This window comes from Streptomyces sp. NPDC058373 (assembly GCF_042723275.1).
Classification (GTDB): Bacteria; Actinomycetota; Actinomycetes; order Streptomycetales; family Streptomycetaceae; genus Streptomyces.
Genome location: NZ_JBHXJE010000008.1, coordinates 14,807 through 35,886, shown reverse-complemented (window position 1 = coordinate 35,886; position 21,080 = coordinate 14,807). Strand labels below are relative to the sequence as shown.

Here is a 21,080-nt window from a genome sequence, read left to right as displayed (position 1 = left end):
GCCCGGCCCCTGCGGGCCTCAGCCCGCGTCGGCGTCGGTCAGTTCCGCCCCGTCGTCCTCGGGCCAGGCGGCGGCCAGCATCGCCCGGGTGTCGCCGAGGAGCTGCGGCAGGACCTTGGTGTCGCCGATCACCGGCATGAAGTTGGTGTCCCCGCCCCACCGCGGCACGATGTGCTGGTGGAGGTGGGCGGCGATGCCCGCGCCCGCGGCCGACCCCTGGTTGAGCCCGATGTTGAAGCCGTGCGCTCCGGAGGCGGACCGCAGCGCCGTCATCGCCTGCTTGGTCAGCTCGGCGACCTCGGCGGTCTCCGCGGCGTCCAGCTCCGTGTAGTCGGCGACGTGCCGGTAGGGCACCACCAGCAGGTGGCCGCCGTTGTACGGGTAGAGGTTGAGCACCGCGTAGGCGCGCTCCCCGCGCCGGACGATCAGCCCGTCCTCGTCGGATTTGGAGGGGACCGCGCAGAAGGGACAGCCGTCCTGGGCACCAGGACCGGTCGGCTTGTTCTCGCCTTGGATGTACGCCATCCGGTGGGGCGTCCACAGGCGCTGGAACGCGTCGGGCGTCCCCACTCCGAACTGCTGCTCCGGCTCAGTCGTCATGCCTTGCAGCATATGACCTCCGCCGCCGGGAGCGTGTCGCCGGGGCGGTGGCCCGGCGCCGGCCGCGATGCTGAGCCCCCTGCGCACCCCACCGACCGGCCCGCCCCCGACCAGGGCCGCCTGATCCGCTGGGAGAACCGCACGGAGCCGTCCCGGTCACCTTCCTCGGCCGTGCCGTGCTGGTGGCGCTGATGGCCGGCGGCCTCGCCCTGCCCGGCGCGCTGACCGGCTCGTTCGCCTCCTGGATGCTTCAGGTCTTCGCCGACGAGGGCGAGCACACCGGCCGGCCCCCGGCGAGCTGAGCTGCTCGCCGGGGGCCGGCCGTGCGTACGTGCGGCGTCTCAGACCTGGACGCGCCGCTCCACCACGTCGAGGAGCTTGGCGATGGCGTCCTCTCGGGCGATGCCGTTCTCCTGGGAGCCGTCGCGGTACCGGAAGGAGACCGTGCCGGCATTCATGTCGTCGTCACCGACGATGACCATGAACGGCACCTTCGCCTTCTGGTGGTTGCGGATCTTCTTCTGCATCCGGTCGGAGGAGGCGTCGACCTCCACCCGCAGCCCGCGCGCCTTCGCCTCGGCGGCGAACTCCTGGAGGTAGGAGACGTGTGCGTCACCGATCGGGATGCCGACCGCCTGGACCGGCGCGAGCCACGCCGGGAACGCGCCCGCGTAGTGCTCGAGGAGGACCGCGAAGAACCGCTCGATGGAGCCGAAGAGCGCCCGGTGGATCATGACCGGCTGCTGGCGCGAGCCGTCCGCCGCCGTGTACTCCAGGCCGAACCGCTTCGGCTGCTGGAAGTCGACCTGGATGGTCGACATCTGCCAGGAGCGGCCGATGGCGTCCTTCGCCTGGACGGAGATCTTCGGGCCGTAGTACGCGGCGCCGCCCGGGTCGGGGACGAGCGGGAGGCCCTGCTTCTCGGCGGCCTGGCGGAGCGCCTCGGTGGCCTCGGCCCACTCGGCGTCCTCGCCGATGAACTTGTCCGACTCGGGGTCGCGGGTGGAGAGCTCCAGCTCGAACTGGTTGAGGCCGTAGTCGCGGAGCAGGTCCAGCACGAAGGTGAGCAGGGAGTCGAGCTCCTCGGGCATCTGCTCCTTGGTGCAGTAGATGTGCGAGTCGTCCTGGGTGAAGCCGCGCGAGCGGGTCAGGCCGTGCACCACACCGGACTTCTCGTACCGGTAGACCGTGCCGAACTCGAAGAGGCGCAGCGGCAGTTCGCGGTAGGAGCGGCCCCGGCCCTTGAAGATCAGGTTGTGCATGGGGCAGTTCATCGCCTTGAGGCGGTAGTTCTGCCCGTCGAACTCGATGGGCGGGAACATGCCCTCGGAGTAGTTCGGCAGGTGCCCGGAGGTCTCGAAGAGCTGCTCCTTCGAGATGTGCGGGGTGTTGACGAACTCGTACCCGGCGTCCTCGTGGCGGCTGCGGGAGTAGTTCTCCATCTCCTTGCGGACCACCCCGCCCTTGGGGTGGAAGACGGCGAGGCCGGGGCCGAGCTCGTCGGGGAAGGAGAAGAGGTCCAGCTCGGTGCCGAGCTTGCGGTGGTCGCGCTTCTCGGCCTCGGCGAGGAACTCCAGGTGGGCCTTGAGCTCGTCCTTGGAGGGCCAGGCGGTGCCGTAGATCCGCTGGAGCTGCGGGTTCTTCTCGCTGCCTCGCCAGTAGGCGGCGGCCGAGCGCATCAGCTTGAAGGCCGGGATGTTGCGGGTGGTGGGCAGGTGGGGGCCTCGGCAGAGGTCCTTCCAGCACAGCTCGCCGGTCTTGGCGTCGAGGTTGTCGTAGATGGTCAGCTCGCCGCCGCCCACCTCCGCGTCGGCGCCGTCGGCGGCCTGCCCGGCGTTGCCCTTGAGGCCGATGAGCTCCAGCTTGTACGGCTCGCCGGCCAGCTCGGCGCGGGCGTCCTCGTCGGTGGTGACCCGGCGGGAGAAGCGCTGGCCGCGCTTCTGGATCTCCTGCATCTTCTTCTCGACGCGCTTGAGGTCCTCCGGGGTGAAGGGCTCGGCGACGTCGAAGTCGTAGTAGAAGCCGCCCTTGACCGGCGGGCCGATGCCGAGCTTGGCCTCGGGGAAGAGCTCCTGGACGGCCTGGGCCATGACGTGCGCGGTGGAGTGGCGCAGGATGTTCAGCCCGTCCTCGGACGAGATGTCGACGGGCTCGACGCTCTCGCCGTCGCCCGGGGCGTACGCGAGGTCCTTCAGCTCGCCGTCCACCCGGGCGGCGATGACGGTGCGCTCCCCGGCGAAGAGGTCGGCGGCCGTAGTGCCCGTCGTCACCACGCGTTCTTCCCGCTCGGAATCGCGTTGGATGATCACACGGACGTCTGACACCGGTCTCTCCTGACTGAGGTGGGGAGCGTGCGCCGGATCTGGCGTGCACGCACGGGCCGATGGTACCGAGCCGCGGAGGGCTGACGCGAAAGGGTTCCGCCGACGCGTCCGCTCGCCCGCGCCCCGGAAGCGGCCTACCGTGCCCGCATGACTACGGACTGGAACGGCCTCCTCACCGATCAGCTCGACTGGTACTGGACCCATCTGCTCCGCCCGCGTCTGGCCGGGCTCACCGACGCCGAGTACTTCTGGGAGCCCGTCGAGGGGTGCTGGAACGTCCGTCCTGCCGGGACCAGCCCGTGGCCGATGGCGGCCGGCAGCGGCGACTGGACCATCGACTACGCCTTCCCCGAGCCCGCCCCGCCGCCGGTCACCACCGTCGCCTGGCGGCTGGGCCACGTGATCGTCGGCGTCCTCGGCACCCGGCTCGCCGCCCACTTCGGCGGCCCGGAGACGGACTACGGCAGCTTCGCGTACGCCGGCACCGCCGAGGAGGCGCTGCACCAGCTCGACACCCGGTACGCAGCGTGGATCGCGGGGGTGCGCGGCCTCGGCGAGGAGGGGCTGGAGCGGCCCTGCGGTCCGTCGGAGGGACCGTTCGCCGAGGCGCCGATGGGCGCGCTGGTCCTCCACATCACCCGCGAGATCGTCCACCACGGCGCCGAGATCGGCGTCCTGCGCGACCTGTGGGCGCACCGGCCGCTGACCGGCTGAGGGGGCCGGACGCCGCGTACCGGCCCGGGCGGACGGGTATCACCTCCCGGGCGGGACGCCGTCCGTGCGGGTGGGAGGGAGCTGGTTCGTCATGACGCACTGGTACGAGGGCCCGTTGGCCGCGCTGAGTCTGCGGGCGACGGGGCCGGACGCCGAGACGGACCGCCTGGTGACGGCCGCCGTCGTCGTCCAGGACCTGTCCGGAGCGCGCCCCAGGGTGCTGCGCTGGCTGGTCAGTCCAGGGGTGGCGATGACCGAGGAGGAGGCCGGGCGGCACGGCCTGACGCGGGATCAGGTGGAGCGCACGGGCCGCTGGCCGGCGCCGGTGATGGAGGAGGTCGGCCGGGCGCTGGCCGGGCACGCGGCGGCGGGCCGCCCGCTGGTGGTGGCACAGGCTCCGGCCACGCTGACCCTGCTCGACCGCGAGCTGCGGCGCCACCGGGCCTCGTCCCTCGGCGCCTACCTGGCGGGGGCGCCGCTGAGCGTGCTGGACCCGCGGGTCCTCGACGGCCACCTCGACCGGTACCGCAAGGGCTCCCGCGAGCTGGACGCGCTCTGCGCCCGGTACGGCGTTTCCCCGGCGCCGCCGCACGACCCGGCGGACGGGGCACGGGCCACGATCGAGGTGACCCGGGCCCTGGCCCGGGTCTTCGCGCCCCGGTTGCAGCGGCTGACGCCGAGCGAACTCCACGCGCTCCAGGAGGACTGGTACGCGGGGCAGGTGCGGGGCCGGCCGGGGCGGGGCGTCCGGGAGCGGGCCCCGGAGCGGGTGGACACGGCGTGGCCGCTGCGCCCGCAGGCGGCGGCCACCGTCTGAGACCTCTGCCCGGCCAGCGGGGTCGGCGGGGGCGTCCGGACAGCGAAGAGCCGGTCCGTCGACGACGGACCGGCTCTCCCGGGGTGGGCGATACTGGGTTCGAACCAGTGACCTCTTCGGTGTGAACGAAGCGCTCTCCCACTGAGCTAATCGCCCGGGAACGGACTGAACCATACAGGCCCCGGGGCCCGGCGTTCAAACCGGCGGGTGCGGGCCGGCAGGTGTCCGACGCATCCCGCCCAGTTCCCGCGGGCGCCCGGCACACCGAGAGCGGGCAGAAGGCGTCACCCCTCCCCCAGCAGCCGCGCGAGGCCCGCCCGCCCGGAGCGCATCATCAGGGCGTGGTTGGCGCGGAAGAGGGGACGCCCGGGCACGGCCAGCAGGCGCATCAGCCGTGGGGTGACCACCACCGCCTGGTCGAAGTCGACCCGGGCGCCGCCGGCCAAGGCGTCGACCCGCCAGACCAGCGTCCCCAGCAGGTCGCCGTCGAGGGCGGCTTCGAGCAGGCGGGCGGCCGGGTCCTGCCTGCGCAGGCGCGCGGTGACGTTCAGGTCGTAGGGCAGCAGCGAGCGGAAGCGGAGGACGCCTTCCGTCTCGCTGACGCGGCGCACCCCGCGGACCTGGCGCCACCAGCGGGGGTAGCCGGAGACGTCCTCCAGCACCCGGTAGACGGCGTCGGGGGCGGCCGGGAGCTCCCAGCGGCTGTGGAAGCGGTAGTGGTTCAGGTCCATGCGGGCAAGGCTGCCCTGTCGGCGCCATGGCCACGCGACCCCCGGCGGGGGCGCGCCGCCGCCACCCGCCGATGCGGCCACGCCTTCTGACGCCAAGTCGACAAATACCCCGTCAGCCACCCGTCCGGCGGGGCGCATTCCACATTCGGGGCAGAAAAGCGGGGAGTACGAAAAGCGGGAAAGGGCGGAAGACATTCCGGTACGTGAATTCCCGGCGTCCGCGCGGAACTGAAGAGGCGTCACCCGGACGACCCGCGTGGCGTACGCCACGAATAGCCGCGGAACCTTTATTCCGGGCATTTCTCGCGGATCCCCGCACCGGCCGCCGCGGTCACCCGGCGTCACAGCGCGCGGCACGGGAGCCGGGCCCGCACATGGCTGCGGCCCGAAGGCCGGAAGCCTTCGGGCCGCAGCCCCGGGGTGGGCGATACTGGGTTCGAACCAGTGACCTCTTCGGTGTGAACGAAGCGCTCTCCCACTGAGCTAATCGCCCGGGCGCAGAGAGAACATTACCGCATGTCAGCGGGTGCCCCCGCCACCCCCGCGCGCACCCGCGGACCGGGCGCGGACGGCCGGCCTCACCAGGTGATGTCCCAGGGCAGCGTCAGCCCGAACCGCCAGAGGTAGAGCGCGCACAGGGCGGCGCCGATCAGCACGGCGACCGAGGTCAGGATGAGGTTGCGGCGGCGGACCTTCGGGTCCAGCGCCCGCTGCGCCGCCTCCGTGACCTTCCGGCGCGTCCAGCGCAGCACCATCTGCGCCCAGACGAACTCGGTGGACCAGATCGCCATCCCGGCGAAGATCACCAGCCACCCCGGCCCCGGCAGGGCCAGCATCAGCACTCCCGCCCCCACGACGGCCAGCCCCACCATGAAGACGCCCACCTGCCAGCTCAGGTGCAGGGCCCGGCTGCGCCGGATGAACTTCGGCGCCCGCGACCCGAGCTCCCGCTCAGGCTTCTTCTTCGCCTCGTCCTCCGCAACGGCGGTGGAACCGGCTTCGTCACTCCCCGTATTCATGAGGACAAACGTACCCGACGCGCCCGCCTCGCCGGAATGGCCGCACCCGTGGTGAATACTCGGCCGTACGAGGTATCTCAACCTTCGCAAAATGCCCAGAGGGGTTTACAACGGCACCGTAGGTGGCATGTCGATTTCGCCGACGTGCGAATCCCCGAGCGCACACTGAGCGAAAGGCCCTGGCGCTTATGAACACCACGGTCAGCTGCGAGCTGCACCTGCGCCTCGTTGTGTCGAGCGAGTCCTCACTGCCTGTTCCCGCAGGACTGCGGTATGACACGGCCGATCCCTATGCCGTGCACGCCACCTTCCACACCGGAGCCGAGGAGACGGTCGAGTGGGTGTTCGCCCGCGACCTCCTCGCCGAGGGCCTGCACCGGCCCACCGGTACCGGCGACGTCCGTGTCTGGCCGTCCCGCAGCCACGGTCAGGGCGTCGTCTGCATCGCCCTGAGCTCCCCCGAAGGTGAGGCTCTGCTCGAAGCCCCGGCGCGGGCGCTGGAATCCTTCCTGAAGCGCACGGACGCGGCGGTGCCCCCGGGCACCGAGCACCGTCACTTCGATCTCGACACGGAGCTGTCGCACATCCTGGCGGAGAGTTAACACCTCCGGGCAGCGTGCCAGCTCCGCCCGGCCGCCCGACTCGGGGAGGCGGCCCGGGGTCCGACAACCGCTCACGGAGTACGAATGCCGCCACCGCGCGTCCGGCGCGGGGGGCGGCTCTCGTGCGTCCTCCGGCGGGTCGGCGCCCCGGCGCCCTCCGGCGCGCTCCGGGCGGCTCGTCTACCATCGGCCAGCACCGGCGGGCACCGGCCCGACCTCCAGGCCAGGGAGCGACCGTGCTGATCACCCACGACACCCGATGTGCGCTGGACGCCGTGGTCGGTCTGGTGAACACCGCCTCCGGCGACGGCCGCCCCGACCGGCTGGACGACGTGGCCGCGCTGCGGGCCTTCGTCGACGCGCACGGGGTGAGCGACGTGGGCGAGCTGGGCGCGGCCGACCTGGCCGCCGTGCACCGGGTGCGGGAGCGGTTCGAGGCGGTCTTCGCGGCCGAGCGGACCGAGGACGCCGCCCTGGTGATCAACGAGCTGGTGGCGGCGGCGGGGACCACGCCCCGGCTGACCGACCACGACAGCTTCGACTGGCACGTGCACTACTTCGCGCCGGGCGCCTCGGTCGCCGACCACCTGGCGGCCGACGGCGGGATGGCGCTGGCGTTCTTCGTGGTCGCCGGGGAGCGCGAGCGACTGCGCCGGTGCGAGGCGCCGGACTGCCCCGACGCCTTCGTGGACCTCTCCCGGAACCGCTCGCGGCGCTACTGCTCCAGCCGCACCTGCGGCAACCGCCTGCACGTGGCCGCCTACCGGGCGCGGCGGCGGGAGGCGGCGGGCTGAGTCCCGGGGCGGCCGCCCGGCTCACAACAGGAACAGGTCATGCACCGCCCCGAGCATCAGCAGGCAGCCGATCACCAGGAGGAAGATCATCAGGGGCGGCTGGGAGAGGGCGAAGAGGCAGCCGCGGCGCTCGGCGTCGGGGCGGGCGGGGGCGTGTTCGGGAGGCGTGGTGTCGAGCATCTCGCGGAGATCATGACCCGCCCGGTCAGCCCGAAAGCGCCGCCGGCCTGGGAAGAGCCGCCAGGTTCACCGGTTCCCGTGAGCGCGCCACGGGCACGCCAAGGCGTGCACGGCGAAGCCGCGCGCCCGGGGGCGTACGCCGCCACGGGGTGCGCGGCTCCACCGGCCTCGCGCGGCCGTGTCTCAGATGCCGTGCTTCTTGAGGATGGCCTCGATGTCGGAGAAGTCGTCGTCTCCGCCGGCCTGCTTCTTGCCCGCCGCGGGGGCCTGGGCCGCCCGCCCGGCGCCGGCGCTCCCGCCGACCGCGGGCGGCGTGGCCCCGGCCACCGCCTCCGGCGAACCGGCCGACCGCTCCTTGCGGGTCCCCCGGCGCCGCTCGACGGCCCGGGTCGTCATGAAGAGCACCCAGGCCAGCCCGAGGACCCCGAAACCGACCCAGGCGGTGGGGCTGAAGGCGGTCCTGGCCACCCAGGCGACCGCGCCGGTCAGTACGAGCCCGGCGGGGACCAGGGCGTAGGCGGCGATCCGCGTCGCGGTGAGGAACCGCTTGCGGTAGGCGGTCACGGCGGCGATGCCCAGGCCGGCCGCGGCCACGGCTGAACACACGGTCTCGGCAAGCATCCGGTCCTCCAGGCAGGTGAGTGGGACTCCTTCCATCCTGCACCGCCCGGGGTGCGGATGGCCACGCCCCGGCCCCGGACCCGCCTGATCTCCGGGAGATCTCCGGGGCGCCCTCCTCCCCAGGGGCGGGCAGCCGGGCGGGCGGCGCTCCGGATTCGGCGGGCCGGTGGGCGGCTGGAAGACTGTCGGTCATGAACGACTCCTCCTCCCCCTCCCCCGCACCCGTCGTCCTGGACGTGTGGTGCGAGCTCCAGTGCCCCGACTGCCGCGCGGCCCTCGGCGACGTCGACGCGCTGCGCGAGCGCTACGGCGACCGCCTCGACATCCGGCTGCGCCACTTCCCGCTGGAGAAGCACCGGCACTCCTTCGCCGCCGCCCAGGCCGCCGAGGAGGCCCTGGTCCAGGGCAAGGGGTGGGAGTACGTACGCGCGGTGCTGGACCGGGTCGAGGAGCTGGACCGGAGGGGCGAGCCGCTCCTGGTGGAGGTGGCCGGGGAGCTGGGGCTGGACGCCGAGGAGTTCGACACCGCGCTGGTCGACGGGCGGCACATCCTGATCGTCGACGCCGACCAGGCCGAGGGCAAGGCGCTCAAGGTCACCGGCACGCCGACCTATGTGCTCGGCGGCGAGCGGCTGGACGGCGGCAAGAGCCAGCAGGGGCTGCGGGCCCGCATCGAGGAGATCGCGGACCGGCTGCTCGCGGGCTGACCCGCCGCCCCGGCGGCCTCAGAGCTGCTTGGTCCAGTGCTGCCGGGTGGTGGTGTAGCCGAGGGAGTCGTAGAGCCGCCGGGCCGGGGTGTTGCCCGCGAAGACGTGGAGACCCAGGACCCGGTCGCCGCCGGCGAGGGCGGTGCGCTCGGCGAGCAGCATCAGCGCCCGCCCGAGCCCGCGCCCCCGGAACTGCGGGCGGACCTCCACGTCGAAGACGTACGAGCCGGGGGTGCCGGGCTCCGCCTCGCGGGAGGCGACCCAGACGTGGCCGGCGGCCGCGCCGTCGGCCTCCACCACGCCGAAGGAGACGCCGGGGGTGGCGAGGCCTTCGGGGAGGTTGACGCGGTGGCTGGCCTCGGACTTGGCGCGGGCCTGCTCGTCGGTGAGGCCGCGGGCGGCCCACTCCCGGGCGTACTCGGCGCGCGAGGCGGCCTCCCAGGCCGCGTACTCCTCGGGCGTCATGGGGCGGGCCGTGACCCCGGCGGGGAGCGGCGGTGGGGTGGGCGGCAGCGGCTTCACCATGTTCCGGCCGCCCTCGGTCCAGCCGAGGGCGGCGGCCAGGCGCAGTGCGGGGCCGGCGTCGGCGGGCACCGCGCAGCGGGCCACGGTGCAGCCCCAGCCGCGCAGCACCTCCTCGGCGGCGAGCAGCGCCACCGTCGCCCTGCCACGGCCCCGGTCGGCCTCCGCGACGGTGAGGCCGTCCAGGAGGCCGACGGTGGGACCGAAGCCGGGGGCGGTGCCGACGCGCAGGCTCCCGACCGGCCGCCCGTTGACGCAGATGTCGTACAGCCGGAGGCGGACCGTGCCGTCGGGCTCGCGCTGAAGCGGCGCAGCGGGCCGCAGGGTGGTGGTCATCGGTGTGGTTCTACCCCTGCCGACCGCCGCCTGTCACCACCGTTCCCGGCCGGTACGGGCCGCCGTGCCGCCGGGCTCAGGGGTCGATGTCGGCGGCGGACCGCTCGGCGAAGACCCGGATCGCCTTGGCCGTGACCGGTCCCGGGGCGTCGGCCAGGGTGCGGCCGTCGACCCGGTGCACGCCCTGCACGTCGCGGAGCGAGGAGGTCAGGAAGACCTCGTCGGCCCGGTCCAGGACGTCCATCGGCAGGTCGGTCTCCTGGGCCCCGGTCCATTCGACGGCCAGCGCGCGGGTGATCCCGGCGAGGCAGCCGGAGGAGACGGGCGGGGTGTGGATCTCGCCGTCGAGGACGACGAAGACGTTGGAGCCGGTGCCCTCGCAGAGCGCCCCCGCGGTGTTCCCGAACAGCGCCTCGGTGGCGCCCTGTTCGCGGGCGCGGGCGAGGGCGACGACGTTCTCGGCGTACGAGGTGGTCTTCAGCCCGGTCAGCGCGCCCCGCTCGTTGCGGGTCCAGTCGACGGTGACGACGGCGGTCGTCTCGGGGCGCGGGTGCGCCTCGCCGTGGGCGACGACCAGGGTGGGCGCCTCCTGGCCGCGGTCGGAGCCGAGCGGGGAGAGGCCGCCGGTGTAGGTGACCCGCAGCCGGCCCATCGGCAGCGGGCCGGCCTGAAGGACGGCGGCGCACGCACGGCGCACCTCGTCCAGGTCGGGATCGGGCAGGCCCAGGCCGCGGGCCGAGCGGGCGAGGCGGTCCAGGTGGCGGGTGAGCGCGAACGCGCGGCCGCCGACCGTCTTGAGCGTCTCGAAGACGCCGTCGCCGACGGTCAGCCCGTGGTCCAGGACGGACACCCGTGCGGTACCGGCGTCCCGCAGGGCGCCGTCGAGCCAGATCTTCACGTGAGGGTTCCTCCACTTGCCTCGTGTCCGTCCGACGCTATCGCCAGCAGCCGGGACGCCTTCAGCTCGGTCTCCCGCCACTCCCGCTCGGGGTCGGAGCCCCAGGTGATCCCGGCGCCGGTGCCGAACTTCAGCACCGCGCCGCCGTCGGCGGGCTCCGTCCAGAAGGTGCGGATGCCCACCGCCAGCTCGGCCGTGCCCCGGTCGGCGTCGACCCAGCCGATCGCGCCGCAGTAGGGGCCCCGGGGGGCGGGTTCCAGTTCCCGGATGATCCGCAGCGCGCTCGACTTGGGCGCCCCGGTGACCGAGCCGGGCGGGAAGGCGGCCGCGAGCAGCTCGGGCCAGTCGACGTCCGCCGCCAGGGTGGCGCGGACCGTGGAGACGAGGTGGACCAGGCCGGGGTGCTTCTCGACCACGCACAGCTCCGGGACGTGTACGGAGCCGGTGGCGGCGGCGCGGCCGAGGTCGTTGCGGACCAGGTCGACGATCATGACGTTCTCGGCGTAGTCCTTCTCCAGGAGGTCCGCCTCGGTGGCGCCGGTCCCCTTGATCGGCCCCGACTCGACGACCGGCCCCCGGCGCCGCAGGAACAGCTCGGGCGAGGCGGTGGCCACCCCGATGCCGTGCCCCGGCAGGCGCATCGTTCCGGCGTACGGGGCCGGGTTGCCCCGGGCCAGCAGCGCGGTCAGGGCGTCGACGTCCGCCTCCGCCCCGTCGGGCAGGGCCGCGGAGAGCACCCGGCAGAGGTTGGCCTGGTACACCTCGCCCCGCGCGACAGCGGCCCGGATCCGCCGCACCCCGTCCGTGTACGCGGCGTGCCCGAGGGAGGACTCCCAGGCGTCGGGGGCGGGTCCCCGCCAGGCGCCGGGGCGCGGCGCGGGCACCGGCTCGCGGCGTACGTCGGCGAAGCGGGCGCAGGTCAGGCGGCCCTCGAAGGAGGCGACGACCGCCCAGAAGCCCTCGGAACCGAGCGCCTCGGGGTCGTGGGTGACGTCGAGCAGACCGGTGGCGAGGAGCTCGCCGAAACGGGCGAGCGGGGGGAGCGGGAGAGCGGGGCTGTGCACGTGCGCGAGTCTAGGTCGGCGCGCCCGGCGCGGCCGCTCGCCGAGGTCACCGCAGCACGCTGCGCAAACGCGTTTTTGTACTGGCCCAGGAATCCGCTAGAGTTCAACACGTCGCCGGGACGCGCAAGCGCCACGGGAAAGACAAGCGGACGTAGCTCAGTTGGTAGAGCGCAACCTTGCCAAGGTTGAGGTCGCCAGTTCGAACCTGGTCGTCCGCTCGGCGTGGGGGATCTTCCCGAACCCCCGCAGTGGTGGAGTGGCCGAGAGGCGAGGCAACGGCCTGCAAAGCCGTCTACACGGGTTCAAATCCCGTCTCCACCTCCAAGGACGATTAGCTCAGCGGGAGAGCGCTTCCCTGACACGGAAGAGGTCACTGGTTCAATCCCAGTATCGTCCACTCGGAACCTCGCGGTTCCGCCCGCGCGATTAGCTCAGCGGGAGAGCGCTTCCCTGACACGGAAGAGGTCACTGGTTCAATCCCAGTATCGCGCACGCAGCACCACACCCCCCGTACTCCGGCCGGTCTCCGGTCGCGGTCGGCCCCGCGCGATTAGCTCAGCGGGAGAGCGCTTCCCTGACACGGAAGAGGTCACTGGTTCAATCCCAGTATCGCGCACCATCCGGAGCCCCCGGTCGCCTCAGGCGGTCGGGGGCTCCGTCGTCGTGTCCTCCCCGTCTCCGGTGGCCGCTCCCGGGCGGGCCCCTCCGACGTGGAGGTCCGCCCGGGTGCGGCCGGAAGCGGTGGGGTCAGGAGGAGAAGAGCATGCGGCCGAAGCCGCGGTCGCGGCGGCGGCCGTAGTGGCCGCCGTGGTGCGGGGCACCCCAGGCGGGGGCGGGCGGGGCCGGGTACGCCTGCGGAGCGTGGGGCGCGTGAGGTGCCTGCGGCGCGTGGGGTGCGGGCGGGGCGGCGGGCGGTGGGGCCTGCTGCGACCACTGGGACTCCAGGCGGGTCAGCGCCTCCAGCTCCCCGTAGTCCAGGAATATCCCCCGGCATCCTCCGCACTGCTCGATCTGGACGCCGTTGCGGTTGTAGGTGTGCATCGGGGCGTGGCACTTCGGACAGTGCATGGTTCGGCTCAACTCCTCGCCTGTGGACGGGACCTGCGCCGGGATCCTGCCCAGGCGCGGCCTCTGGCACCCTACGTCGCGGCGTCCAGGCTCCGTCCGCGAGGGAGCGGGGCCATCCTGGCGCAGGCGTCCACGAAGGCCGACTCGTCCTCGTCCAGGGGCCGCCCGGCCTGCTCCGCCTTGACCAGCGCCTGCGCCGCGATCTGGGCCGTCAGGGCCCGGGTCGGGCCGTCGAGTTGGCGCCACTCCTCGCCGGGCGGGCCCGCCGCCGGGCCGCCCGCCTCCCGGTACGCCGCCAGGAAGCGCACCCAGTCCTCCGGGGCCATCAGGCCGCAGGCGAACCAGGCCGCCGGGCGGGCCAGGTCCCAGACCGGGTCGCCGATCCCCATGTCGTCCACGTCGATCAGCACCCAGCCCTGACCGGGGTCCGGGTCGCGCACCAACTGCCCCAGGTGGAGGTCGCCGTGGCAGACGGCCGTGCCGGGCCGTTCCTCCGCACCCGCTCCGGCTCCGGCCCCGGCTGCGAGGACCGCCGCTCTGGCGGGTCCGCGGAGCGGGGAGTTCCACAGCCGGGCGAGGGCGTGTCCGGCCTTCTCGGGGCCGCGGGCGCGGGGCGGGGCCCCGCCGAACACCGTCGGCGGCGCCTGGTGGAGGCGGGCCAGCAGCGTGGCGGTCTCCTCCCAGGGCGCGGCGCCGGGGGCCGCCGGGTCGACCGGGGTGCCGTAGGGCCAGCAGGTCAGCAGGCGTCCGCCGACCTCGACGGGGGCGCCGGCGAGGGGCCGCAGCACGGTGCCGGCCAGCGCGGGGGCGGCCGCCGCGGCGAGGCGGGCGCGCAGGGCGGCGGCCGCGCCGGGGGCACGGGTGGCCGGGGTGTGGGCCTTCACGACGACGTGGCCGTGGCGCACCACGGTGCCGTCCGGCCGGTCGGCCAGGACGCGGGCGGGGCAGGAGCAGGGGGTCGGCGGGGTGACGGGGTGGGCTCGGTCGGCGGCGTGGTCGGCCAGGGTGGCGTGCAGGTCCTCGCGGGGCATGGGGTCAGCTTGCCTCCCTCTCCGGCGGGGTGCCTGCGGGGGCGGCGGGTGCGGTGACCGCCGGGCGGGAGCTGGGCGCCCGGGCCGGCGCACGGGCGGGCCGGGCACGCGAAGACGCCCGCGCGGGTGACCGCGCGGGCGTCCTGTCGTCCGTCGTACCCCCGTCCCCACGGGGTCCCGGGCCGCTCTCCCGGACCGGGGCGCGTCAGCGCCCCAGCATCACACCTACGGACGACGCCTGTGCCACCACCGCTTCCCAGCCGCCGAAGACGACGACGAGAAGGGCGGCCAGGGGAAGGACCATCGCCGTGGCGACCAGCGGGTGCCGCCGGTCTCCGCGGGGCGGGCCGAACGGCCGCACGGCCGGGAACGCCGCCAGTGTCCGGCGTCCTCGGGTGCGCAGCGCTTCAGCCATGGTCCTCTCCTGTTCGTTTCGGACGGCGGCAACCCGGGCCGTGATGCGCAGCCCGTGTCCGCCGCCTGTGAAGAAATCTATGCGCGGGGCGCCGCCGGGGCGTCATGCCGGCGTACCGATGTGCGGGCCTCCCGCAGGATGACCGGGGGCCCGACGGCGTACTCCTGTGGTTGCAGAGGGCCCGCCGGAGGTACGGGATCTCCCCGAGGGGACGCGGCGGGTGCGCGGGTGACTTCGCTCACGCGTGCGAGGCGGCGTGAGGGTACGGAGCGTGGTCCGGAGGCTCGTGCGGGTGTCCGGCCGACGGGCCGCGCGGGATCGGGAAAGGGAGCCGCGGGCCGGTCGGCGCGCCCCCGACGGGGCGTCAGAGAATGCCGTCACACGGCCTGTTGAACAGACGCCGCGTCAACAAGAAGCCTGGCGAACGGCTCATGACCGGCGCTCAGTTCGCGCCTACCGCACGCAGAATCGACGCGCAAGCAAGGGCGCGGCCTGAGAGCGCCGGAGGCCGGGGAACCGTAAGCTGTGGCTCGTCACAGGGACCGGGCAGCGGAGATGGACATGGCGATGATGCGGCTCCGACGCGAGGACCCGCGTGTCGTCGGCTCGTTCAGGCTTCACCGGCGGCTGGGCGCGGGCGGGATGGGCGTGGTCTATCTGGGCTCCGACCGGCGCGGCCAGCGGGTGGCGCTGAAGGTGATCCGCCCGGACCTGGCGGAGGACCAGGAGTTCCGGTCGCGCTTCGCGCGCGAGGTCTCCGCGGCCCGGCGCATCCGGGGCGGCTGCACGGCGCGGCTGGTCGCCGCGGATCTGGACGCGGACCGGCCGTGGTTCGCCACCCAGTACGTACCGGGTCCCTCGCTGCACGACAAGGTCGCCGACGAGGGGCCGCTGTCGGCCGCCGACGTGGCCTCGGTCGGGGCGGCGCTCTCCGAGGGGCTGGTCGCCGTCCACGAGGCGGGAGTGGTCCACCGGGACCTGAAGCCGTCGAACATCCTGCTCTCCCCCAAGGGCCCCCGCATCATCGACTTCGGCATCGCCTGGGCGACGGGGGCCTCGACGCTGACCCATGTGGGGACGGCCGTGGGCTCCCCCGGCTTCCTCGCGCCGGAGCAGGTGCGCGGCGCGGTGGTCACCCCGGCCACCGACGTCTTCTCGCTGGGGGCGACGCTGGCATACGCGGCGATGGCCGACTCGCCGTTCGGGCACGGCAGCTCCGAGGTGATGCTGTACCGCGTGGTGCACGAGGAGCCGCAGCTCGCGGGCGTGCCGGACGCGCTGGCTCCGCTGCTGCTGGCCTGCCTGGCCAAGACGCCGGAGGAGCGGCCGAGCACGCTGGAGCTCTCGCTGCGGCTCAAGGAGATCGCGGCGCGCGAGGCGCAGGCGCCCACGGACGCGCGGCCGCCGGGGCCGCGCACTGAGCAGGACCGGCCGACGGGACGGATGACGGTTCCGCCCGAGGGGCAGCGCACGCAGCACCATCAGCAGCCCGGTCCGCCCTCGCGCTCGTCCGGGGCGCGGCCGCAGCCGTCGCGTACGGGCGGGCGGCGGCCGGGTGGCGAACCGCCGCGGAACCCGAACTCCGCCTCCCGCCCGAGGACCGGCCAGAACCCGCGGACCGGCGGGAAGCGGCCGCCCCAGCGACCGCGGACCGGGCAGCGGTCCGCGGCGCCGCGGAACACGGGGACCGGGCGGCGGCCCGCCAATCCGCGGCTGCTGCGGCAGCGGCTGGTGGTGTTCGTGGTGGTCACGCTGATGGTGGCGTTGGGGATCGCGGCGGCTCAGGGGTGCCAGGGGCCGGTCGGTGCTCTTCCCGGCGGGACTCAGGGGGGCGGGGCTCCGCTCGGCGTCACCGCGGTGGCCCGTTGACGCGTGGCCTGCCGTCGTGCGCTGCCGGGGTCGCTCCGGGGTGAGCGTGGCCGTCCGCCCGTCAGGGCACATCGCGGCTGCCCTGGCTCACCGGGGCGAGGAGCATCCGGGTGATGGCGTCGGAGAGGAAGTCGCCGGTGGCTCGCCAGCGGGGGTCGATGGCCTCGCGGGCGGCGCGCTCCTCGTTCTCCGCGGGTCGAGGTGATGATGTGGGTCATCAGGGCGGCCCTGCCCCGCACGATGTTGGCGGGGAAGTGGTCGAGGCGGGCGGCGACCGAGCGGATGACGAGGGAGGCCACGGGGGCCTGGTCGCCGAGGTCGCGCATGATCTCCGCCGTCTGCGGGTCGTGCACGGCGGCGCGGACGAACCGGGCCCGCCAGGTCGGCTGACCCTGACCGGCCCGCTCGGCGAGTTCGCCCAGCGCGTCGGTGGCGGGGACGACCAGGTGGCGCTGGGCTGGTCGGCCCTGACCAGCACCGTCATCTGGACCATTCTGGGTCCCGTGGTCGGCGCCGTCGACGGGCACTACCTCCAGTTCCTCGGCGTCGGCGTGCTGGCCACCGGTGCCGTCGCCCTGACCCAGCTCCTCTTCACCAAGCTGGTCGGGCCGTTGGCGGTCCTGTTCGGCATGCTGCTCTGGGTGGTCTTCGGCATGCCCTCCTCGGGCCTGTCGCTGTCGATCCACACCATGCCGGGCTTCTTCCAGTTCCTGCACGGCGTGCTGCCCCTTCCCGCGGCGGGTGAGGCGCTGCGCTCGCTGCTCTACTTCGACGGCCGCGGCCTCGGCTCGCACCTCCTGACCCTCGCCGTGTGGGCGGTCGCCGCGCTCGCCCTCTGCCTGCTCAAGGAGCGCCGCTCCGGCCACGCGATCCCCGCCGCCCCCGCGGTCTCCGGCCCCGGGGAGCCGCTGCCCGCGCTGGCCGGCGGACCGGTGCGCGCCCCGCGGAGCCGGTACGTCGCCGCCGTCCTCTTCCCGCTGTCGATCCTGGTCGCCGTGGTCGGCCTGATGGGCGGCTCGATGCACGAGCCCGAGGTGCGGGAGATGCCGGTGGCCGTGGTGGGCGCCACCCAGGACCAGGCACGGCAGGCCGTGGCGGGCCTGGAGCCGAGCCTCGGCGCCATGTTCGACCTGCGGCCCGTCTCCTCCCTGAAGGAGGCCACCGGGCAGCTCACCGGCCAGGAGGTCGCCTGCCCGTCTCCTCCCTGAAGGAGGCCACCGGGCAGCTCACCGGCCAGGAGGTCGCCGGGGCGTACGTGCTGCCCACGGCACCGGGCGGCGCGGCCGAGCTGCACACCGCCTCCGCCGCCGGACCCAGCCAGCAGACGATCCTGCGGACCGTCTTCCAGCAGGTCGCCGAGGGGCAGAGGACCACGCTGGAGACGAAGGACGTACGTCCGCTGACCGCGGACGACACGATGGGCTCCAACAGCCTTTACGTGGCGACGTCCTGGATCATGGCCGGGTTCCTGATCATGGCCGTGCTGCGGGGCGGCGCCCCCGAGCTGCGCCGGTTCCGTCAGTTCCTGCCGCTGCTGGCGGGATGGGCGGTCGGCATGGCGCTGTGGCTCTGGCTGCTCTTCGACGTGCTGATCGGGGCGGTCGACGGGCACGCGTGGGTGCTGATCGGCGCCGGCGCGGCGACCATCTTCTGCGTGTCGCTGGCCGCCGGCGCCTTCACCCGCACCATCGGCCTCGCGGCGATCGTCCCCGTCATGATCGTCCTCATGCTGCTGGGCGTCCCGGCCTCCGGCGGCGGTCTGCCGATCTCCATGGTCCCGGAGGTCTTCCGTACCCTCCAGGACGTGCTGCCGCTTCCCGCCGCCGTGGACATCGCCCGCTCCGTGGTCTACTTCGGGGGCCACGGCATCGGCGGGAACCTGCTCACCATCGCCGCCTGGGGCGCCGCCGGTCTCGTCCTCAACCTCCTCGCCGACCTCTGGCTGGCGCACCGCGCCCGGCAGGGCAAGGGGATTCCGGCGGATGTCCCCCGGGCGGGAGCGCCCGCCGAGCCCGAGCAGGCGGACGGCGAGAACGGCGAGAACGGGGCCCGGGTGCCGGTCACGGCAGGCAGCGCCTCGTCCTGACCGAGCCGACCCGGCCGCCACGCGCGAGCGCCGCTCCGGCCCTGCCACCCCGGGAACGGGAGTCGGCGGGCCGGGGCGGCGTCGGTGCGTCCAGGGCGGGGCGCCCGGGGGCCCTTCCGCCTCCTCGTCAGCCTTCCGCCCGGCCCCCGGCGCCCTCGCGGGTCAGCCGTACGACCGTGCCCTCGCCGTCGGCCGAGAGCAGCAGCGTGCCGTCCGGGGCGGCGGCCAGTCCGGCGAAGCGACGGGGGACGCCGGGCAGCCCGGCGGCGAAGAGGGCGGGGACGACCGCGGGCGCCGCGCCGGGTGGCGGGCCGACGGGCAGCTCCTCCGCCTCGACCTCGGCCTTCTCGGTGGCGAGCGACACCGCCAGCCGGCGCCTGCCCGCCGCGTCGACCGCGAAGAGGCTCCCGCCGGTGACGGTGATGCCCTGCGGGCGGCCCAGGCCGCCCCGGACTCAGCCCCGCGTCGCGTAGAAGGCCACGGCCGAGGCGGCGGCGACGTTGAGCGAGTCCACCCCGGCGTCCATCGGGATACGTACCCAGGTGTCGGCCGCCTCCAGGGCACCGGCGGAGAGGCCGTCGCCCTCGGTGCCGAACATCAGGGCCAGCCTCTCGGGGCGCCGGGCGGCCAGTTCGTCCAGGGTGAGCGTCTTCTCGCCGAGGCAGAAGGCGGCCGTCAGGAAGTCGTGGCGCCGGAACAGCTCCGCGTCGGCGGGCCAGTCGGCCAGCCGGGTCCAGGGGAGCTGGAGGACCGCCCCCATCGAGACCTTCACCGAACGCCGGTAGAGCGGGTCGGCGCACCGGGGCGAGAGGAGAACGGCGTCCACGCCGAGCGCGGCTGCGTTGCGGAAGGCGGCGCCCACGTTGGCGTGGTCGACGATGTCCTCCAGGACGGCGACGCGGCGGGCGGTGGCGAGGATGTCGGCGGGGTCCGGCAGCGGCTTGCGCTCCATGGCGGCGAGGGCGCCCCGGTGCACGTGGTAGCCGGTGACCTGCTCCGCGAGGACGGGGGTGACGAGGTGGACGGGCGCCTCGGCGGCCTCGATGACGTCCGCCATGACGTCGAGCCACTTCTCGGAGAGCAGCAGGGAGCGCAAGGTGTAGCCCGCCTCGACAGCGCGGCGGATGACCTTCTCGCCCTCGGCGATGAAGAGGCCCTCGGCCGGTTCGCGGCGGCGGCGCAGCGCGACATCGGTGAGGTCGGTGTAGTCGTGCAGGCGCGGGTCGCCGGGGTCGGTGACGGGCTGCGGTACGGCCATGGGTGGGGGCTCCCGTTCGGTGGCGGCGGCGTCAGGCGGTCGGGCCGACGCCCACGACCTCGCCGACGACGATGACGGCGGGCGGCCGGACGTCCTCGGCGCGGACGGTCTCCGCGACGGTGGCGAGGGTGGCGTCGACGCGCCGCTGGGCGGCCGTGGTGCCCTCCTGGACGAGGGCGACCCTGGTGTGCGGGTCGCGTCCGTGGGCCACTAGGGCCTCGGCGATGGCGCCTATCTTGTCGACGCCCATCAGCACCACGAGGGTGCCGCGCAACTTCGCGAGCGCCGCCCAGTCGACCAGCGAGCGCGGGTCGTCGGGGGCGACGTGGCCGCTGACCACGGTGAACTCGTGGGCCACGCCGCGGTGGGTGACGGGGATCCCGGCGGCCGAGGGAACGCTGATGGAGCTGGAGATGCCGGGCACCACGGCGCAGGCGATCCCCGCCTCGGCGAGCGCCTCCACCTCCTCCATGCCGCGCCCGAAGACGAAGGGGTCGCCGCCCTTGAGCCGCACCACGTACTTGCCGGCCCTGGCGTGCTCGACCAGCGCCGCGTTGATCGCCTCCTGCGCCATGAACCGGCCGTACGGGATCTTCGCCGCGTCGATCACCTCGACGTGCGGGGGCAGTTCGGCGAGCAGGTCGCGGGGGCCGAGCCGGTCGGCGATGACCACGTCGGCCTCGGCGAGCAGGCGGCGGCCGCGCACCGTGATGAGGTCGGGGTCGCCGGGGCCGCCGCCGACCAGGGCGACGCGCGGCGCGGCGGACTCGGCACGGGAGGTGCGGCGGGCGGCGAGCAGGGTGCCGTCCCTCAGCCCGTCGACCACGGCGTCGCGGACGGCGGCGGTGTAGCGGGGGTCGCGGCGTTCGGTGTCGCGGGTGAGGACGGCGACGGTGACCCCGGCGCTGCGGCCGGTGGCGGGCGTCCAGGCGGTGGCGGCCTCGGCGTCGTCGGCGCGTACGCACCAGACGCGGTGGGCCTCGCCCTCGGCGGAGGCGGCGGTGTTGGCCTCGGGGTCGCTGGTGGCGATGAGGGCGTACCAGGCGTCGGTGAGGTCGCCCGCGCGGTAACGGCGGCGCTCCCAGGTGATCTCGCCCGCGTCGGCCATGGCCTCGACCGAGGGGGTGGCCGACGGAGAGACGAGGAGCACGTCGGCCCCGGCCGCGACGAGCGCGGGGAGCCGCCGCTGGGCCACCTGGCCGCCGCCGAGGACGACGACGCGCCGCCCGGACAGGCGGAGTCCGACGGGATAGGCGGGGTGGTCGGCGGAATGGGCCATGGCGGTGCGGCTCCTGGGGACGGGCAGGCGGGAGGAGGGCCGCTGCGACGGTGGAGCGGCGGACGACACGCGGGCCCGCGCGGGGTGCTGTCGACCTCCACGATACGGCGGGGGCGGGCGCGGCCTGGCCTCGGCCCTGGTGGGA

At 74.5% G+C, this 21,080-nt stretch carries 24 protein-coding genes and 7 tRNA genes; 14 read left to right on the top strand and 17 right to left on the bottom strand.

Annotation, left to right across the window (positions count from 1 at the left end):
- Positions 1 to 18 precede the first annotated feature (18 nt).
- A complete protein-coding gene (locus tag ACFWMZ_RS07635) occupies positions 19 to 612 on the bottom strand; it encodes an HIT family protein (RefSeq protein ID WP_383174996.1) in 594 nt (197 codons plus the stop codon).
- A gap of 164 nt (positions 613 to 776) precedes the next feature.
- Here ACFWMZ_RS07635 and ACFWMZ_RS07630 point away from each other — a divergent pair, with 164 nt between their 5' ends.
- Entirely contained in the window at positions 777 to 902 is a 126-nt protein-coding gene (locus ACFWMZ_RS07630) for a hypothetical protein (protein WP_383200016.1), read from the top strand.
- Positions 903 to 941: 39 nt separating this feature from the next.
- Here the strand turns inward: ACFWMZ_RS07630 and thrS are convergent, their stop codons facing one another.
- Positions 942 to 2,924, bottom strand: coding sequence for a threonine--tRNA ligase (thrS, locus tag ACFWMZ_RS07625; RefSeq protein WP_383184081.1), 1,983 nt, complete (start codon positions 2,922 to 2,924; stop codon positions 942 to 944).
- A 147-nt stretch (positions 2,925 to 3,071) separates the two neighbouring features.
- Here thrS and ACFWMZ_RS07620 point away from each other — a divergent pair, with 147 nt between their 5' ends.
- On the top strand, positions 3,072 to 3,638 hold the full coding sequence (locus ACFWMZ_RS07620; protein WP_383184083.1) for a DinB family protein: 567 nt from the start codon (positions 3,072 to 3,074) through the stop codon (positions 3,636 to 3,638).
- Between the two features lie 91 nt (positions 3,639 to 3,729).
- Complete coding sequence (locus ACFWMZ_RS07615) at positions 3,730 to 4,455, top strand: 3'-5' exonuclease (RefSeq protein WP_383184085.1); 726 nt, start codon at positions 3,730 to 3,732, stop codon at positions 4,453 to 4,455.
- An 84-nt stretch (positions 4,456 to 4,539) separates the two neighbouring features.
- Here the strand turns inward: ACFWMZ_RS07615 and ACFWMZ_RS07610 are convergent.
- From ACFWMZ_RS07610 to ACFWMZ_RS07595, 4 genes are all read right to left on the bottom strand, one after another.
- Positions 4,540 to 4,611, bottom strand: a tRNA-Val gene (locus ACFWMZ_RS07610).
- A gap of 128 nt (positions 4,612 to 4,739) precedes the next feature.
- Positions 4,740 to 5,186 carry an SRPBCC family protein gene (locus ACFWMZ_RS07605; RefSeq protein WP_383200013.1) on the bottom strand — a complete coding sequence of 149 codons (447 nt, stop codon included), beginning with the start codon at positions 5,184 to 5,186 and terminating at the stop codon, positions 4,740 to 4,742.
- A 421-nt stretch (positions 5,187 to 5,607) separates the two neighbouring features.
- Positions 5,608 to 5,679: transfer RNA gene (locus ACFWMZ_RS07600), tRNA-Val, on the bottom strand.
- Between the two features lie 85 nt (positions 5,680 to 5,764).
- Positions 5,765 to 6,205 (bottom strand): TIGR02611 family protein, encoded by a 441-nt coding sequence (locus ACFWMZ_RS07595; protein ID WP_383184088.1) that lies wholly within the window; start codon positions 6,203 to 6,205, stop codon positions 5,765 to 5,767.
- Between the two features lie 188 nt (positions 6,206 to 6,393).
- Here ACFWMZ_RS07595 and ACFWMZ_RS07590 point away from each other — a divergent pair, with 188 nt between their 5' ends.
- Positions 6,394 to 6,807 (top strand): SsgA family sporulation/cell division regulator, encoded by a 414-nt coding sequence (locus tag ACFWMZ_RS07590; RefSeq protein ID WP_003959770.1) that lies wholly within the window; start codon positions 6,394 to 6,396, stop codon positions 6,805 to 6,807.
- 236 nt (positions 6,808 to 7,043) lie between these two features.
- On the top strand, positions 7,044 to 7,601 hold the full coding sequence (locus tag ACFWMZ_RS07585) for a CGNR zinc finger domain-containing protein (protein WP_383184090.1): 558 nt from the start codon (positions 7,044 to 7,046) through the stop codon (positions 7,599 to 7,601).
- A gap of 21 nt (positions 7,602 to 7,622) precedes the next feature.
- Here the strand turns inward: ACFWMZ_RS07585 and ACFWMZ_RS07580 are convergent, their stop codons facing one another.
- On the bottom strand, positions 7,623 to 7,781 hold the full coding sequence (locus ACFWMZ_RS07580; protein ID WP_023420323.1) for a hypothetical protein: 159 nt from the start codon (positions 7,779 to 7,781) through the stop codon (positions 7,623 to 7,625).
- A 183-nt stretch (positions 7,782 to 7,964) separates the two neighbouring features.
- Positions 7,965 to 8,402 carry a hypothetical protein gene (locus ACFWMZ_RS07575; RefSeq protein WP_383200010.1) on the bottom strand — a complete coding sequence of 146 codons (438 nt, stop codon included), beginning with the start codon at positions 8,400 to 8,402 and terminating at the stop codon, positions 7,965 to 7,967.
- Between the two features lie 191 nt (positions 8,403 to 8,593).
- On the opposite strand from ACFWMZ_RS07575, the gene ACFWMZ_RS07570 reads away from it, so the two are divergent.
- On the top strand, positions 8,594 to 9,109 hold the full coding sequence (locus tag ACFWMZ_RS07570) for a DsbA family protein (protein ID WP_383184094.1): 516 nt from the start codon (positions 8,594 to 8,596) through the stop codon (positions 9,107 to 9,109).
- 18 nt (positions 9,110 to 9,127) lie between these two features.
- On the opposite strand, the gene ACFWMZ_RS07565 is transcribed toward ACFWMZ_RS07570, so the two are convergent.
- The 3 genes from ACFWMZ_RS07565 to ACFWMZ_RS07555 all read right to left on the bottom strand — a co-directional run bounded on the left by ACFWMZ_RS07565 (position 9,128) and on the right by ACFWMZ_RS07555 (position 11,929).
- Positions 9,128 to 9,967 (bottom strand): GNAT family N-acetyltransferase, encoded by an 840-nt coding sequence (locus ACFWMZ_RS07565; RefSeq protein ID WP_383184096.1) that lies wholly within the window; start codon positions 9,965 to 9,967, stop codon positions 9,128 to 9,130.
- A 76-nt stretch (positions 9,968 to 10,043) separates the two neighbouring features.
- Positions 10,044 to 10,865, bottom strand: coding sequence for an aminotransferase class IV (locus ACFWMZ_RS07560; RefSeq protein WP_383184098.1), 822 nt, complete (start codon positions 10,863 to 10,865; stop codon positions 10,044 to 10,046).
- Entirely contained in the window at positions 10,862 to 11,929 is a 1,068-nt protein-coding gene (locus tag ACFWMZ_RS07555; RefSeq protein WP_383184100.1) for a chorismate-binding protein, read from the bottom strand. Before ACFWMZ_RS07555 ends, ACFWMZ_RS07560 begins: the two co-directional genes overlap by 4 nt.
- A gap of 145 nt (positions 11,930 to 12,074) precedes the next feature.
- Here ACFWMZ_RS07555 and ACFWMZ_RS07550 point away from each other — a divergent pair.
- The 5 genes from ACFWMZ_RS07550 to ACFWMZ_RS07530 all read left to right on the top strand — a co-directional run bounded on the left by ACFWMZ_RS07550 (position 12,075) and on the right by ACFWMZ_RS07530 (position 12,548).
- Positions 12,075 to 12,147 (top strand) — tRNA-Gly (locus tag ACFWMZ_RS07550).
- 32 nt (positions 12,148 to 12,179) lie between these two features.
- Positions 12,180 to 12,253: transfer RNA gene (locus ACFWMZ_RS07545), tRNA-Cys, on the top strand.
- 1 nt (position 12,254) lies between these two features.
- A tRNA-Val gene (locus tag ACFWMZ_RS07540) sits at positions 12,255 to 12,326 on the top strand.
- 23 nt (positions 12,327 to 12,349) lie between these two features.
- Positions 12,350 to 12,421: transfer RNA gene (locus ACFWMZ_RS07535), tRNA-Val, on the top strand.
- A gap of 52 nt (positions 12,422 to 12,473) precedes the next feature.
- Positions 12,474 to 12,548, top strand: a tRNA-Val gene (locus ACFWMZ_RS07530).
- Positions 12,549 to 12,676: 128 nt separating this feature from the next.
- On the opposite strand, the gene ACFWMZ_RS07525 is transcribed toward ACFWMZ_RS07530, so the two are convergent.
- From ACFWMZ_RS07525 to ACFWMZ_RS07515, 3 genes are all read right to left on the bottom strand, one after another.
- A complete protein-coding gene (locus ACFWMZ_RS07525) occupies positions 12,677 to 12,997 on the bottom strand; it encodes a zf-TFIIB domain-containing protein (protein WP_383184225.1) in 321 nt (106 codons plus the stop codon).
- Positions 12,998 to 13,068: 71 nt separating this feature from the next.
- Positions 13,069 to 14,028, bottom strand: coding sequence for a phosphotransferase (locus ACFWMZ_RS07520; RefSeq protein ID WP_383200007.1), 960 nt, complete (start codon positions 14,026 to 14,028; stop codon positions 13,069 to 13,071).
- A 205-nt stretch (positions 14,029 to 14,233) separates the two neighbouring features.
- The gene (locus ACFWMZ_RS07515; protein ID WP_383184229.1) at positions 14,234 to 14,443 is read right to left on the bottom strand and encodes a hypothetical protein; all 210 of its coding nucleotides are present in this window, start codon (positions 14,441 to 14,443) and stop codon (positions 14,234 to 14,236) included.
- 555 nt (positions 14,444 to 14,998) lie between these two features.
- Between ACFWMZ_RS07515 and ACFWMZ_RS07510 the strand changes: the two genes are divergently transcribed.
- From ACFWMZ_RS07510 to ACFWMZ_RS07500, 3 genes are all read left to right on the top strand, one after another.
- A complete protein-coding gene (locus tag ACFWMZ_RS07510; protein WP_383184231.1) occupies positions 14,999 to 16,312 on the top strand; it encodes a protein kinase in 1,314 nt (437 codons plus the stop codon).
- A 209-nt stretch (positions 16,313 to 16,521) separates the two neighbouring features.
- Positions 16,522 to 17,520 carry a hypothetical protein gene (locus ACFWMZ_RS07505; protein ID WP_383200004.1) on the top strand — a complete coding sequence of 333 codons (999 nt, stop codon included), beginning with the start codon at positions 16,522 to 16,524 and terminating at the stop codon, positions 17,518 to 17,520.
- Between the two features lie 47 nt (positions 17,521 to 17,567).
- Positions 17,568 to 18,398 carry a hypothetical protein gene (locus ACFWMZ_RS07500; protein WP_383200001.1) on the top strand — a complete coding sequence of 277 codons (831 nt, stop codon included), beginning with the start codon at positions 17,568 to 17,570 and terminating at the stop codon, positions 18,396 to 18,398.
- 127 nt (positions 18,399 to 18,525) lie between these two features.
- Here the strand turns inward: ACFWMZ_RS07500 and ACFWMZ_RS07495 are convergent, their stop codons facing one another.
- The 3 genes from ACFWMZ_RS07495 to cobA all read right to left on the bottom strand — a co-directional run bounded on the left by ACFWMZ_RS07495 (position 18,526) and on the right by cobA (position 20,935).
- On the bottom strand, positions 18,526 to 18,762 hold the full coding sequence (locus ACFWMZ_RS07495; protein WP_383183849.1) for a hypothetical protein: 237 nt from the start codon (positions 18,760 to 18,762) through the stop codon (positions 18,526 to 18,528).
- 90 nt (positions 18,763 to 18,852) lie between these two features.
- Positions 18,853 to 19,656 (bottom strand): TrmH family RNA methyltransferase, encoded by an 804-nt coding sequence (locus ACFWMZ_RS07490; protein WP_383183847.1) that lies wholly within the window; start codon positions 19,654 to 19,656, stop codon positions 18,853 to 18,855.
- 31 nt (positions 19,657 to 19,687) lie between these two features.
- On the bottom strand, positions 19,688 to 20,935 hold the full coding sequence (cobA, locus tag ACFWMZ_RS07485; RefSeq protein WP_383199998.1) for a uroporphyrinogen-III C-methyltransferase: 1,248 nt from the start codon (positions 20,933 to 20,935) through the stop codon (positions 19,688 to 19,690).
- Positions 20,936 to 21,080 lie beyond the last annotated feature (145 nt).